This window comes from Shimia sp. R9_2, assembly GCF_017743735.1.
Taxonomy (GTDB): domain Bacteria; phylum Pseudomonadota; class Alphaproteobacteria; order Rhodobacterales; family Rhodobacteraceae; genus Shimia.
Genome location: NZ_JAGHRO010000002.1, coordinates 109,557 through 123,689 on the forward strand (window position 1 = coordinate 109,557; position 14,133 = coordinate 123,689).

Annotated in this window: 15 protein-coding genes; 11 read left to right on the forward strand and 4 right to left on the reverse strand. The window is 59.4% G+C overall.

Annotated features, from left to right (window positions below):
• Nucleotide 1: 1 nt before the first annotated feature.
• The gene (locus J7400_RS05070) at nucleotides 2–1,540 is read left to right on the forward strand and encodes a trimethylamine methyltransferase family protein (RefSeq protein ID WP_209060453.1); all 1,539 of its coding nucleotides are present in this window, start codon (nucleotides 2–4) and stop codon (nucleotides 1,538–1,540) included.
• Between the two features lie 127 nt (nucleotides 1,541–1,667).
• Here the strand turns inward: J7400_RS05070 and lipA are convergent, their stop codons facing one another.
• A complete protein-coding gene (lipA, locus tag J7400_RS05075; protein WP_209060455.1) occupies nucleotides 1,668–2,618 on the reverse strand; it encodes a lipoyl synthase in 951 nt (316 codons plus the stop codon).
• A 219-nt stretch (nucleotides 2,619–2,837) separates the two neighbouring features.
• Here lipA and J7400_RS05080 point away from each other — a divergent pair, with 219 nt between their 5' ends.
• Nucleotides 2,838–3,386 (forward strand): peroxiredoxin, encoded by a 549-nt coding sequence (locus J7400_RS05080; protein ID WP_209060457.1) that lies wholly within the window; start codon nucleotides 2,838–2,840, stop codon nucleotides 3,384–3,386.
• 90 nt (nucleotides 3,387–3,476) lie between these two features.
• Here the strand turns inward: J7400_RS05080 and J7400_RS05085 are convergent, their stop codons facing one another.
• Entirely contained in the window at nucleotides 3,477–4,559 is a 1,083-nt protein-coding gene (locus J7400_RS05085; protein WP_209060460.1) for a DUF6456 domain-containing protein, read from the reverse strand.
• A gap of 241 nt (nucleotides 4,560–4,800) precedes the next feature.
• On the opposite strand from J7400_RS05085, the gene J7400_RS05090 reads away from it, so the two are divergent.
• On the forward strand, nucleotides 4,801–5,091 hold the full coding sequence (locus J7400_RS05090) for a DUF6477 family protein (RefSeq protein WP_209060461.1): 291 nt from the start codon (nucleotides 4,801–4,803) through the stop codon (nucleotides 5,089–5,091).
• 6 nt (nucleotides 5,092–5,097) lie between these two features.
• On the opposite strand, the gene J7400_RS05095 is transcribed toward J7400_RS05090, so the two are convergent.
• Nucleotides 5,098–6,648, reverse strand: a complete 1,551-nt coding sequence (locus tag J7400_RS05095) for a trimethylamine methyltransferase family protein (RefSeq protein ID WP_209060462.1) — start codon at nucleotides 6,646–6,648, stop codon at nucleotides 5,098–5,100.
• Between the two features lie 172 nt (nucleotides 6,649–6,820).
• A complete protein-coding gene (locus tag J7400_RS05100; protein WP_209060463.1) occupies nucleotides 6,821–7,573 on the reverse strand; it encodes an MgtC/SapB family protein in 753 nt (250 codons plus the stop codon).
• Nucleotides 7,574–7,742: 169 nt separating this feature from the next.
• On the opposite strand from J7400_RS05100, the gene guaA reads away from it, so the two are divergent.
• From guaA to J7400_RS05140, 8 genes are all read left to right on the forward strand, one after another.
• On the forward strand, nucleotides 7,743–9,302 hold the full coding sequence (guaA, locus tag J7400_RS05105; RefSeq protein WP_209060464.1) for a glutamine-hydrolyzing GMP synthase: 1,560 nt from the start codon (nucleotides 7,743–7,745) through the stop codon (nucleotides 9,300–9,302).
• A gap of 129 nt (nucleotides 9,303–9,431) precedes the next feature.
• Nucleotides 9,432–9,785, forward strand: coding sequence for a hypothetical protein (locus J7400_RS05110; protein WP_209060465.1), 354 nt, complete (start codon nucleotides 9,432–9,434; stop codon nucleotides 9,783–9,785).
• A gap of 7 nt (nucleotides 9,786–9,792) precedes the next feature.
• Complete coding sequence (locus J7400_RS05115; protein WP_247738636.1) at nucleotides 9,793–10,083, forward strand: antibiotic biosynthesis monooxygenase; 291 nt, start codon at nucleotides 9,793–9,795, stop codon at nucleotides 10,081–10,083.
• Complete coding sequence (locus J7400_RS05120; RefSeq protein ID WP_209060466.1) at nucleotides 10,080–10,952, forward strand: DMT family transporter; 873 nt, start codon at nucleotides 10,080–10,082, stop codon at nucleotides 10,950–10,952. Before J7400_RS05115 ends, J7400_RS05120 begins: the two co-directional genes overlap by 4 nt.
• Before the next feature lie 111 nt (nucleotides 10,953–11,063).
• Entirely contained in the window at nucleotides 11,064–12,191 is a 1,128-nt protein-coding gene (locus tag J7400_RS05125; RefSeq protein ID WP_209060470.1) for an outer membrane protein transport protein, read from the forward strand.
• 106 nt (nucleotides 12,192–12,297) lie between these two features.
• The gene (locus J7400_RS05130) at nucleotides 12,298–13,224 is read left to right on the forward strand and encodes a DMT family transporter (RefSeq protein ID WP_209060472.1); all 927 of its coding nucleotides are present in this window, start codon (nucleotides 12,298–12,300) and stop codon (nucleotides 13,222–13,224) included.
• A gap of 75 nt (nucleotides 13,225–13,299) precedes the next feature.
• The gene (locus tag J7400_RS05135) at nucleotides 13,300–13,593 is read left to right on the forward strand and encodes a DUF1330 domain-containing protein (protein ID WP_209060475.1); all 294 of its coding nucleotides are present in this window, start codon (nucleotides 13,300–13,302) and stop codon (nucleotides 13,591–13,593) included.
• Nucleotides 13,590–14,012, forward strand: a complete 423-nt coding sequence (locus tag J7400_RS05140; RefSeq protein ID WP_209060476.1) for a TerB family tellurite resistance protein — start codon at nucleotides 13,590–13,592, stop codon at nucleotides 14,010–14,012. The genes J7400_RS05135 and J7400_RS05140 overlap by 4 nt, the downstream gene beginning before the upstream one ends.
• Nucleotides 14,013–14,133 lie beyond the last annotated feature (121 nt).

Below are 14,133 nucleotides of genomic sequence, written 5' to 3' on the forward strand. Positions count from 1 at the left end.
CATGAATGCACCATCTCCCCGCCGGTCCGGCGGCCGCGCCGCCCGTCGCGCGTCCCGCGCAGCTCCGCTGACACAAGACATCCGTCCCATTCGCCCCGGTATGGAAGGCGGTCAGTACAAACCGCTCACTGAGCGCGACATGCAGCGCATCCACGAAACCGCGCTGGATGCACTTGAGCAGATCGGTCTCGCAGACGCCCCGCAAAGCGGCATCGACATCATGACCGCCGCAGGCGCAATTCTGGGCGAGGATGGCCGCCTGCGCTTCCCCCGCGCCCTGGTCGAAGATATGCTCGCAAAGGCTTGTAAAGACATCTCTTTGCGCGGCCGCGACCCTCAATATGATCTCCAGCTTTCCGGCAACCGCGTGCATTTTGGCACCGCCGGTGCCGCTGTGCATATGGTCGATATTGATGGCAAAGAGTACCGCGACAGCACGCTGCAGGATCTGCACGACGCCGCCCGCGTCGCCGATCAGCTGGAAAACATCCACTTCCTGCAGCGCCCCATGGTGGCGCGCGATGTGACCGACAACCGCGAGCTGGACTACAACACCATCTACGCCTGCTGTGCCGGCACCAAGAAACACATCGGCGTCAACTTCACCGAGCCTGATTACGTCGCCGACGGGCTGGAGCTTCTGCATATGATCGCAGGTGGCGAAGACGCCTGGCGGGCACGCCCCTTTGTCAGCAACACCAATTGCTTTGTGGTGCCGCCGATGAAGTTCGCCACCGAAAGCTGCGAGGTCATGGAGGCCTGCATTCGCGGCGGCATGCCTGTGCTGCTGCTCTCTGCTGGCATGGCAGGGGCCACTGCGCCGTCCACCGTGGCAGGCGCAATTGTACAGGCCACGGCGGAATGTCTGGCGGGCATCGTCTATGTGAACGCGCTCGCTCCCGGCCACCCGGCAATCTTTGGCACTTGGCCCTTTGGCCTTGATTTGCGCAGTGGCGCCATGACGGTTGGCTCCGGCGAGCAGGCCCTGCTCTCGGCAGGCTGCGCCCAGATGCACAAATTCTACGGCCTGCCCGGCGGCGCGGCGGCCGGGGCCAGCGATTCCAAACTGCCGGACATGCAGGCGGGCTGGGAACAGATGTGTTCCAATGTCATGGCCGGTCTCTCTGGCCTCAATATGGTCTATGAGGCGGCGGGCATGCATGCCTCACTGTTGGGCTTCTGCCATGAAAGCCTGATCCTGGGCGATGATCTGATCGGTCAGGCCCTGCGCTGTGTGCGCGGTATTGAGGTCGATGAGGAAACCCTCGCGCTGGAGCAGATCCGCGAAGTCTGCCTTGGCGGCCCCGGCCATTATCTGGGCACAGACGCCACCCTGTCGCGCATGCAGAAAGACCATGTCTATCCAACCTTTGGCGACCGGGCCTCGCCCAAGGAATGGGCTGAGGTGGGCAAACCAGACCTGATAGAAACCGCCCGTAAGCGCAAAGAGGAGATCCTCGCCACCACCGCTTCTGCACGGTTTGACCCGGAGCTGGATCAGGCGATCCGCGCCCGCTTCAACATCCACCTCCCACAATAACACCTTCGCCAATAACAAAAGGCGCCCGATTGATCGCGGCGCCTTTCCTCTTGCCCTAAATATCCTTGGGGGAATCGCTGCTTTGACGCGATGGGGGCAAAGCCCCCTCTCCCTTGCTTACCTGTGCTCAGCCTTTTGCCAGTTGCGCCTCACGCGCATCGCGCAGGCGGGCAAAGTCATCCCCCGCGTGGTAAGATGAGCGTGTCAGCGGCGTGGCCGAAACCATCAGGAAGCCTTTGCCATAGGCGGCTTTCTCATAGCTCGCAAACTCCTCAGGCGTCACAAAGCGGTCCACGCCGTGGTGCTTGGGTGTTGGCTGCAGATACTGGCCAATGGTCAGGAAATCGACATCCGCGGCGCGCATGTCATCCATCACCTGTTTCACCTCTGGCTCCTTCTCGCCCAGCCCGACCATGATGCCGGATTTGGTGAAGATCGAAGGATCGAGCTCTTTCACCCGCTGCAGCAAACGCAGGGAGTGGAAATAACGCGCGCCCGGACGCACCTCCAGATAGAGCCCCGGCACGGTTTCCAGATTGTGGTTGAACACGTCGGGCTTGGCTTCCACGACGGTTTCCAGCGCACCCGGCTTGGCTTTCAGGAAGTCCGGCGTCAGAATTTCAATGGTGGTCTTGGGCGAGCGATGCCGCACCGCGCGGATGGTCTGGGCAAAATGCTCCGCCCCGCCATCCTCCAGATCATCGCGGTCCACCGAGGTGATCACCACGTGGTTCAGCCCCAGCTTCTGCACCGCCATGGCCACACGGCCCGGCTCAAAAGCATCCAGCCCGTCAGGCTTACCGGTCGCAATGTTGCAGAAGGTACAGCCGCGGGTACAGATCTCGCCCATGATCATCATGGTGGCGTGGCCCTGGCTCCAGCATTCACCGGCGTTGGGGCAACCCGCTTCCTCACACACGGTGACAAGCTTGTTCTCCCGCATGATCTTCTTGGTCGCGTTATAGCCTTCGCCGGTTGGCGCCTTCACACGAATCCACTTGGGCTTTTTGGGCTGAGCATTGTCCTTGCGGTGCGCCTTCTCAGGGTGGCGCTGCTCTGGCAGCTTCAGATCACGCAATTCTGGGTCCTCCCGACCGTCTGGGTTTGCAGAATGTAACATACGTCAATCTGGCAGCCACTACCAGAAGTGCATGACAGCTATGCATTTGACGCCGGAATGCACAACTATTTGGTTAATTTCAAAGATCAAAAGACTCTTACGCAACTGCAGCATTGCACCCCAATTTGGAATCATTATAGATCACGGCAAATCAAATATCTGTTAAGGAAAACATCGATGCAAGTTGGCGTAAAAGTCCCCAATGTTGTCTTTAAAACCCGCGTGCGTGACGAAGCCGTAGGTGGCCCAAACCCGTTCCGCTGGCAGGACATGTCCAGCGATGACTACTTCAAAGGCAAGCGCGTCATCCTGTTCTCCCTTCCCGGTGCGTTCACCCCGACCTGCTCCACCTACCAACTGCCTGGTTTTGAAGAAAACTTCGCCAAATTCCAGGAACTCGGCATCGACAACATCTACTGCATGTCCGTCAACGACAGCTTTGTGATGAACAAATGGGCCGAAGCTCAGGGCGTGAAAAACGTCGACGTGATCCCTGACGGTTCCGGCGAATTCACCCGCAAAGTTGGCATGCTGGTGCGCAAAGACAACCTCGGCTTCGGCCTGCGCTCCTGGCGCTACGCTGCCATCATCAACAACGGTGTTGTTGAGGCATGGTTTGAAGAGCCAGGTCTCGAAGACAACCACGGCGAAGACCCGTATGGCGAGAGCGCACCGGAAAACCTGCTGAAGTATCTGGAAGCTGCCAACGTAGAAACCGCCGCGTAAACGCTTTGCCAGAGGCAAATCAGAGGGTCGGTGCCAGGCGCGCCGACCCTTTTCTTTTGCCGCTCTCTTGCGGCGCCTCTCCCCGGCCAGCTAGCCGATGTAATCGCCCGCGCCGCCTTTGTGGGCCTGATAGAAATCCCTGAGCCGCATCAGGGCGATCCGCAACACGATCTTGCCGGATCGGGCCGACCAGCCCAACCGCTTCTCCGCAGCCTCCAAGCCTTCCAGATAACAGCAGCAGCGCAGCGCGATATCGCCCAGCCCGACACCCAAATCCCCCAGCGCCTCCACCACACGTTGGCGCGCGATCTCTGATCCGTGCCCCGCATCCCCGTCCGGTTGATAACTGCCCCCTCTCGGCCCGCTCAAAAACCGTTCCCAATTCTGCCCCGCCCGTGGCCCCATCTGCGCCAGTTCAAAATCCTCCCGCAGCCGCTCCCCTGCGGCCACCAGATCATCGCTTAGAAACCGCGCCCCGTCCTTGCCGCGCCGCCGCGCCAGCGCGGTCAGCGGGCTTTCCGTAAGGTTGAACCGCACCTGCCGCGCCCGCCCCCCATGGTGAATGCGCCGTGATCCAAACCGCGACAGACCGCCCTCAAAGGCGCTTTGCGCCTCTAAAAACCCCTGCGCCGAGTTTTCTGCTTCCGCAAGCATCTCCCGAAGGGCCGCCCGCCCGGCAGGTGTGATGGCATAGCGCGAAATGCGCCCCACCTGCGTGGCGCAGATCCAGTCTTTCAGCGCCATGGCCTGCGCGATCTGGCGCGTGACAACCGCGGTGCGCGTGCCCCCATCACGCACCACCACAGCGTTCTCCATGTCACTGGCCACCGCCAGCACCGCCCCGGTCTCGCACAACCGCCGCAGCACACGCATCCCCTCGCGCCGCAGAACCGCTTCCCCGGGCAGATCCTGCCCATCTGCATCCGCTGCCAGCAAAGGCGAGGCGATCCCGCTTTTCTGATCGTCACGCAGCCGCGCCAAGGCCGCATCCACCAGCGGATCTTCCCGCATGGTCTCCAGTTTGCGGATCTGCCGCAGCACGGTGGACGCGTGGCAGCCATCCCGCCGTGCCAGCGCCCGAATAGAGACCCCCTGCTCCGTATGCGCCACATAGCGCGCCACACTGTTGGGCACCCAATCCGGAAATTCGGGGATCAATTGATCTTTCGGCATTGTTACTCTCCTTACCAAGTCACTTACGTCACACTGCCTGCCGTTGTTATCCACGGCCTTATCCAACAGTTTTACACAGCCTGAGTACGCCGTGCAGGTCGCACTGGACGACCGTCCCTTGGCTAGGATTGTTTCCAAATCGTGAACGACAACATGCGCGCCCGCACGCTGTTTCCCAACACGCGCAACACCCGAAAAGGGTGTGATCTGCTGCCCGTGTTCAGAGAGAAAGGTTGATTCTATGCAGGATGTTTTACGCCGATTGTCAGAGCTGCGCCGCCCACGTCTTTTGATCCGCGCCGCACGAGCCGGATGCATAGAATACGTGCGAGACCAACATCTTAGACGATTGTTTGGAAGTGGGAAGCATCCGCGTCATGGCGAGGCTCTCACCCGCCTGATCGCGCTGGAAAGCGCCCTGAATGAAGCCAGGAAAACCGGCGCTGCGTCCTATTCCCTGATCGAACATGTCGACCTATTGATCGCCATGATGGGGGAGGCCCAGCTGTTGCAGGCCTCCCGCCAAAATTAACACATCTTAGACAAAAGCGTCCGGCATGGAGGCTTTCTTCTCGGCCACATAGGCGCGCAGCTTGGCTTCGATCTCCGGATCAAGCGCCGGTTGCTGATAAGCCCCCAGCAGCTCTTCCACACGTGCCGAGGCCAGCGCTTGGGTGTCGCGCGACCCTTCATCCGCCCAGGTTTCAAACGGCTTGTAGTCAAGCAGTTCAGAGCGCCAGAAAGCGGATTTGAAGTTGGCCTGCGTGTGGGCACAGCCAAGATAGTGACCACCCGGCCCCACTTCGCGCACCGCGTCCATGGCTTGGGCGTTCTCGTCATAGGCCACGCCTTCAGCCATCTTGTGCAGGGTGCCGAGCTGGTCTGCGTCCATCACGAACTTCTCAAAGCTCGACACCAGACCACCTTCCAGCCAACCACAGCTGTGCAGCATGAAGTTCACACCACCGGTCAGCGCCGCATTGTGGGTGTGTGCGGTCTCATATGCCGCCTGCGCGTCAGGCAGTTTGGAGCCACAAAGACCACCACCGGAACGGAACGGCAGGCCCAGACGGCGCGCCAGCTGGCCCGCACCAGAGAGGATTTGGCTCGCTTCAGGCGTACCAAAGGTCGGCGCACCGGAGTTCATGTCGATCGAGGTCACAAAGGCCCCGAAGATCACCGGCGCCCCTTTGCGGATCAGCTGGCTGAACGCGATACCGGCCATCACTTCGGCCAGAACCTGCGTCAGTGTGCCAACCACGCTTACAGGCGCCATCGCACCGCCCACGATGAACGGCGAAATGATGCAGGCCTGGTTGTTCTTTGCGTATACTTCCAGCGCGCCCATCATGATGTCGTCAAACGTCATCGGGGAGTTAATGTTGATGAGCGAGGTCATCACGGTGTTTTCCTGCACAAACTCCTTACCAAAGAGGATTTCGCACATTTCAACGCTGTCCTGCGCCCGGCTTGGCTCGGTCACAGAGCCCATAAACGGCTTGTCGCTCAGGGTCATATGCGCCAGCAGCATGTCGAGGTGACGCTTGTTCACCGCCACATCGGTTGGCTCACATACGGTGCCGCCGGAGTGGTGCAGCCACTTGGACATATAGCCCAGCTTCACGAATTTCTCAAAATCCGCCATGGTCGCATAACGGCGGCCACCTTCTGCGTCACGCACAAAGGGAGGTCCGTAAACCGGCGCACACACCAGCGTGTTGCCACCGATTTCAACGTTGCGCTCAGGGTTACGGGCGTGCTGGGTGATGCGGGACGGTGCCGTCTTGCACAGCTCGCGCGCCATGCCGCGTGGAATGCGCACGCGCTCGGCGTCGTAATCCACATCCGCGCCTGCTTCTTTCCAGATGTCCAGCGCCGCTTTGTTGTTCACAAAGTTAACGCCCACTTCTTCAAGAAGGATGTCAGCATTGGTTTCAATGATCTGAAGCGCTTCTTCATTCAGCACTTCAAACAGCGGAATATTGCGCTCAATGAACTTTGCGGTTTCGATTTTTACGCCGGTACGCTCTGCGCGCCGTGCGGCTCCGCCGCCCCCACGTCCACGCCGCCGTGTCGCTGCTTCTGCCATGTCTCATCCTCACAGGCTTTTGGTCTGTCTCCATTTTTGTAGCCCGTGCCCGCCCCCACAAGCGGCTGATTAACGGCCTTTGACGCAAAAATGCGACATGATGCCCCGAATTTGGCAGTGATTGGCGCGATGCAGCCCAGACACTTTGGTCCGGCATCCTCAGTCCAACCCTCTAATTCCCGTCACCCGCTTCCCAGGCCACTTTGGTGATCCGCTCATCCAGCATCAGCGGACGCAGCAATGTGCTAACCTCCGCATTGCTGCGCTCCTCGATGGTCAACAGCACATCCAGAACGGCAGTCTCCCCGCCGCTGTCACTGCGCGCCATTTCCGTGACGATCACGCCCATCTGGGTCAACGCCTTCAGCGCTAAGGCCCGCACATGTTGGTCGTTCTGCGCAGCATATTGGATCTGCACCTCATATTCCTGATTGAGCGGAACCCCGGCGCGGGTCTTACGCTTTAGCCACTTCACCAAAGGGCGCAGGCCGAGGTTCACAAAAACCACCAACCCCGTGGCCAGTGCTGCAAAGGCCGGCGCCCCCGCCCCCGCCATTAGCCCCACTGCCGCCGAGCACCAAAGCGTCGCGGCTGTGTTGAGGCCATGCACCGTGAACCCCTGCCGAAAAATGATGCCCGCTCCCAGAAAACCGATGCCAGAGACCACCTGCGCCGCCACACGGGTCGGGCTCACCTCATCAGGAAAGAGCGATGAAAACACCACATAGCTCGCCGCCCCCAGCGCCACCAACGCATTGGTGCGCAAACCCGCCATACGCTGGCGCACCTGACGCTCCGATCCGATCAACGCCCCACAGAAGACTGCCAGCGCAAGGTTCAGCGCGGCCACACGCAAGGTGCCATCAAACAGCGCGGCATCAAACAGCCCAGCATCAATCAGCCCAGCATCAATCAGCTCATCCATGTATATACCTTCAATATACGTTTTTTCGAGTTGAAGCACGAGGCACGGATGCAACGCAAGCCAAAATACGGGCAGACAGATGCAAAAACACGCAGCCCCTGGCCCTCTGGCTGCGCCACAACGCGCACAGGGACTTGCGCGAAACGCCGCCATAGCCTATGCGGCGCACATGTCCGATATTTCTCATGACCGCCTCCTCATTATTGACTTCGGCAGCCAGGTGACACAGCTGATCGCCCGCCGCCTGCGCGAGCTCAATGTCTATTGCGAAATCCATCCCTACCAGAACGTCGATATGGACTTCGTGCGCAGCTTTGCGCCCAAGGCCGTGATCTTCTCCGGTGGCCCAGACAGCGTGACCCGCGAAGGCTCCCCCCGCGCGCCACAGGAGATCTTTGACTACGGCGTGCCGATCCTTGGCATCTGCTACGGTCAGCAGACCATGATGACCCAGCTGGGCGGCAAAGTGGAAAGCGGCCATGGCACCGCCGAATTTGGCCGCGCCTATGTGACCCCGCAAAACAAGCTCGACATTCTGGATGGCTGGTTTGCCGAGGGCGACGAGCAGGTCTGGATGAGCCACGGTGACCACGTGAGCGAAATCGCTCCAGGCTTTGAGGTCTATGGCACCTCGCCCAACGCGCCATTTGCGATCACAGCGGACACCTCTCGCCATTTCTACGCGGTGCAGTTCCACCCCGAAGTGCACCACACCCCCAATGGCGCGAAACTCTATGAGAACTTCGTGAAAATCGCTGGCTTCTCCGGCGACTGGACCATGGGCGCCTACCGCGAGCAAATGGTTGAGGCGATCCGCGCGCAGGTTGGCGACAAGAAAGTCATCTGTGGCCTGTCCGGCGGTGTGGACAGCTCCGTTGCTGCGGTCCTGATCCACGAAGCCATCGGCGATCAGCTCACCTGTGTGTTTGTCGACCACGGCCTGCTGCGCAAAGGCGAGGCCGAGGAAGTTGTCACCATGTTCCGTGACAACTACAACATGCAGCTCATCCACGCCGACGAGCAGGAGCTCTTCCTTGGTGAACTCGACGGCCAGTCCGATCCGGAAACCAAGCGCAAGATCATCGGCAAGCTCTTCATCGACGTGTTCCAGAAACACGCCGACACCATCGACGGCGCCGAGTTCCTGGCTCAGGGCACGCTCTATCCTGATGTGATCGAAAGCGTCAGCTTCTCCGGCGGTCCTTCTGTGACCATCAAGAGCCACCACAATGTGGGCGGCCTGCCAGAGAAAATGGGCCTAAAACTGGTGGAGCCGCTGCGCGAGCTCTTCAAAGACGAAGTCCGCGCTCTGGGCCGCGAACTTGGCCTGCCGCAAAGCTTCATTGGCCGCCACCCCTTCCCGGGGCCGGGCCTCGCCATCCGCTGCCCCGGCGAAATCACCCGCGAGAAACTCGACATTCTGCGCGAGGCCGATGCGGTCTATATCGACCAGATCCGCAAGCACGGTCTCTACGACGAGATCTGGCAAGCCTTCGTGGCCATCCTGCCTGTGCGCACCGTTGGTGTGATGGGCGACGGCCGCACCTACGACTACGCCTGTGCCCTGCGCGCAGTGACCTCGGTGGACGGCATGACAGCGGACTACTACCCTTTCACCCACGAGTTCCTCGGCGAAACCGCCACACGGATCATCAACGAGGTCAAAGGCATCAACCGCTGCACCTACGACATCACGTCGAAGCCTCCGGGCACAATTGAGTGGGAGTGAGGCACGCCGCCTCATGTCTTCAATAGCCTACGCCGCTCCTACCCGGGGCGGCGTTTTCTTTTGCCCTCACCAAGTTTCCACTTCCATGTCCGCCCAAGCTGCGCAACAACTTCGCAGGGAGGAACGGTTATGAAGTTAACAACCGCAATTGTCGCCAGCGCTTTGCTCTGCCCATTCACCGCTATGGCGCAGAACGCGCCAATGGCCTGTGAAGGGACGACCGGCGACATGTTCCTCGGCATTGCAGGCCCCTCCGTGCAAATATGGGGCAGAGACGACAGCCGCATTCAGGGTGTCGCGGTCAAACTCAAGCAGGATCACGACGGCTTCCCCTCCGCTTGGGCGCTGAGCATCACCGGCACGCAAGCCACCATCATCGTACAAGAAGCGGCCTGCGCCGCTTCAGGCGGAGAGTTCCCGCTTTCTTTTGTGCTTCTCACCAACGAACAGCTGACCCACGGCTGCTGTACCATCGCGGAATAAGCACCCTATGACCGCCCCAATGATCCGCCTCACCGGCCACATCGATGTCCCTTCAAACCGCCAAGAGGCCGTCGCAGCGGCACTGCCCACCCACATCGCGCTCACCCGCGCAGAACCGAGCTGCCTCTCTTTTGACGTGACCCAAGATCCCGCCATTGCGGCTCGCTACACTGTCTCGGAACTCTTCGTGGATCAGGCCGCCTTTGACGCCCATCAGGCCCGTACAAGCGCCTCCGATTGGGCCACGGTCACAGCTGGAATACCACGACATTACCAGATCAGCGAGGTGCCCGCGTGAACGACACCCTCAAAGCCGCCATCTGGATGAGCGGTGCCATCCTCTCTTTCACCTCCATGGCCATCGCCGGGCGCGCCGTCTCACTGGAGCTCGACACCTTTGAGATCATGATGTACCGCAGCTTCATCGGCATCGTTCTTGTGGTCGGCGTTGCAACCATGGCGGGCACCCTGCGCGAGATCACCAGCCGCAATCTCGGTCTGCATCTGATCCGCAACATCAGCCATTTCGCCGGGCAAAACCTCTGGTTCTTCGCCATCACCGCCATCCCCTTGGCACAGGTCTTTGCACTGGAGTTCACCTCCCCCATCTGGGCCATTCTGCTCTCCCCTCTCCTGCTCGGAGAACGCCTGCGCCCCATCGGCCTTTTGGCAGCGCTCATTGGCTTCATCGGCATTCTGATTGTCGCACGCCCGACCCCGCAATCCGTCGACATAGGCCAGATCGCCGCCGCCACCGCAGCCATCGGCTTCGCGCTGTCAGCAATCTTCACCCGCAAGCTCACACGCACGGAAAGCATCACCTGCATTCTATTTTATTTAGCGGTCATGCAAGCGGGTCTCGGCCTTCTGTTTGCGGGCTTTGACGGCGACATCGCACTCCCGTCATGGGAGAGCCTCCCCTGGATCATCCTGATCAGCTGCGCCGGGCTGGTGGCGCACTTCTGCCTGACCACCGCGCTTAGCCTCGCCCCTGCCGCTGCAGTCATGCCAATCGACTTCATCCGCCTGCCGCTGATAGCTGTTGTAGGAATGACACTATATGGTGAACCACTGGACATATGGGTTCTGGTCGGGGCCACCATAATTTTTGCGGGCAATTACTTAAACATACTGTCGCAGATCCGCAGTACTACTGCGACGAGGTGACGCAAAGTAATGAAGTTTTATCCAATTGGCTAAGTTGACTTGGGCAAAGCTGCGCGAATAGCTTTGCTCAAGTAATAAAATAACTCAGGGACTAAACGGGACATCTATCTTATGAAAAAAATGCTTATGGGAGCCACCGCACTCGCGATGGTTGGAGGAGCATCTTACGCTGGCGGCATCGACCGTTCCGGACAAGGCGTCAACATCCTGTTCGAAGAGGGAGACTATGCACAATTCACCTTCGCCCGGATCAATCCAAACGTAACTGGCACACCTGCGGTTGCTGGCGCATTTGCCAACGCAAATAATGTTGCTCAAAGCTTCAATCAGTTGTCTTTCGGCTACAAGCACGAATTCAACGAAAAATGGTCAGCTGCCATCATTGCAGATCAGCCGTTTGGTGCACATGTGCTTTACGCTGATGGCCCTTTCAGCAACGCGGGCAGTGGTGGAGCGCTTCCCTTTGATGCGCAGGCCGATATCGACAGCCGCGCGTTGACTTTCTTGGCCCAATACAATCTTGGCAACGGGTTTAGCATCCACGGTGGTGCGCGCGCGCTCTCAGTGAACGGCATCATCGAGTCCGGCGACGGACGTCTTAACGCAGACAGCGACTACGACTGGGGTGGCGTTCTGGGTGTTGCCTATGAGAAGCCCGAAATCGCGCTGCGGGTCGCACTGACATACGCATCCGCCATCGACGTGGGTTTTGACGGCGACATCGAACAGCTTATAGGCGCAGGCACACTTGCACCGTCCAGAGCAACGGACTTCACCGTGGAATTCCCTGAAAGTGTGAACTTGGATTTCCAAACCGGCATCGCGCCCAAAACCCTGCTGTTCGGTTCTGTTCGCTGGGTCGGCTGGGAAGGTTTCAACCTCACAACTTCCGGCCTTGCCGGTGACATCGAGTGGGTGAACTTCGCGGATGATACCTACACCTATCGTCTTGGTGTCGGCCGTCAGATCAACGACTCTTTGTCCCTAGCGCTTGTCGCTGGCTATGAAAGCTCTGGCACACGCCCGTCCACCACGGCACTGGCACCGACAACCGGTTCTAAGAGCATCGGTATTGCGGCGACATACGACACCAACAAAAACTGGGTTTTCTCTGGTGGTCTTGAGTATGTCATTCCCGGCGATCAGAACGTTCAGGTGCAAAGTGGCGCGGCACCAGACCTGCAGTTTAACGACAACTCGGCCGTGGTTGCAGGCATTCGTATCGGCTACCACTTCTGATACCATCAGTCGGACTTACAAATACAAAGCCCCGCCCTCCGGCGGGGCTTTTCTTTTGCGCAACTTTCGGAGTGCAGTGCATACGTACCCACAGTAAGGTGCGCCCATGACGACCACTGTTCAAAAAACGCTCTCTGCCCGATCTTGGGCCGAACTGTTCCTGCTCGCGGCACTTTGGGGCGGCGTTCTCTTCACCAACCGCATTGCCCTTTATGAAATCGGTCCCATCACACTGGTGGCGCACCGGACTTTGTGGGCCGCTTTGTTTCTCTGGGCGCTTGTCCTGCTGCGCGGAATGCCTGTTCCCAAAAGCATGCGGCTTTGGGGGGCGTTTCTCATCATGGGGCTGCTCAACAATCTGATCCCTTTCAGCCTGTTGAACTTTGCCCAGCTCACCATCGAAAGTGGCTTAACGTCGATTTTCAACGCAGCGACAGCCTTTTTCGGCGTATTGCTCGCAGCCTTTTTTCTGCCGGACGAACCTCTCACTCTTCCCAAGGCGCTTGGGGTCTTTATTGGTTTTCTCGGCGTGGCCACGGCTATTGGCCTAACCCACCTTACCAGTTTTGATCATCGCTCCATTGCGCAGATCGCCGCCCTTCTGGCCACACTGTCTTATGGATTGGCGAGTATCTGGGGGCGCAAACATCTCGCCGGATGCTCACCCACAGTGGCCGCCGCAGGCATGCTCACCTGCTCCGCGCTGATGTCGCTGCCGCTGGCGCATTTTGTCGAAGGTCCAATCACCCTGTCGCTTTCCGCGCCCGCATGGGCCTCCATCGCCTATGGTGCGGCTCTGGGCACCGCTGCGGCCTATTTGCTCTACTACCGCCTGCTTGCCACCGCAGGCAGCGGCAACCTGCTTCTGGTCACGCTGCTTGTGCCGCCGTTTGCGATCCTGCTAGGCACCCTGTTCCTGGGAGAAACCTTGCACCCACGCGCATTTGCAGGCTTTGCCCTTCTGGCGTTGGGGCTTCTCGTGCTGGATGGCCGCCTCTGGCGGTATTTGCGCAAACAACCCGCAGGTATTTGATGCAAACCTGACTTGCCATTCCCGTGCGCGCTTGGCACGCTCACTCTCAGAAATACCGCGAACAGGGAGGGCAGAATGGCCAAAGGATATTGGATCGGGCGCGTCGATGTGGATGACCCCGAAGGCTATAAGAAATACATCGAGGCCAATGCCAAACCCTTTGCGGATCACGGCGCGCGTTTCCTGATCCGCGGTGGGCAGTTTGAAAACCCCGAAGGCAGCGCGCGCAGCCGCAATGTGGTGATTGAGTTTCCCTCCTACGAGGCGGCGCTGGCCTGTTACCACTCCGAAGACTACCAATACGCCAAATCCCTGCGCGACCCGGTCAGCACCGGCGACATTGTCATTGTGGAGGGTTACGACGGATGATCTGGGACCAGCTTCTCCACCGCCTGCGTGGAACACCAGACACCCCGCCGCTGCCGGAACCTGATGAAAAGCTCGCTCTTGGCGCGTTGCTGGTGCGGGTGGCCAAATCAGACAACCACTATGACGTGGAAGAGATCGGCGCGATCGACAAGATCCTTGCCGCGTCCTTCGATCTGAACCCGATTGAGGCCGCCAAACTGCGCGCCACCTGCGAAAAGCTCGAACACGCCGCCCCCGGCACACCAGACTTTGCCACCCTGATCCGCGAAACCGTGGATTATCCGCATCGTTTGGAAGTGGTGCAAAAGCTCGTTTCAGTGATCGAAGCCGACGGCGAACACGCGCCCGAAGAAGACGCCAGCCTGCATGAAATCGAGGCGATGCTGGGCATCAAACCCGAAGACAGCCCTGTCGGGTAATTTAAATTAAATCAAATGATCTTAAAAATTTAGGGCGTCGATCTTGATGTGATCGACGCCCTCTCTTTTGTTTATATCCGGCCCATCAGCTCGGGCCGAATATCTGCACTCAGGCCAAACC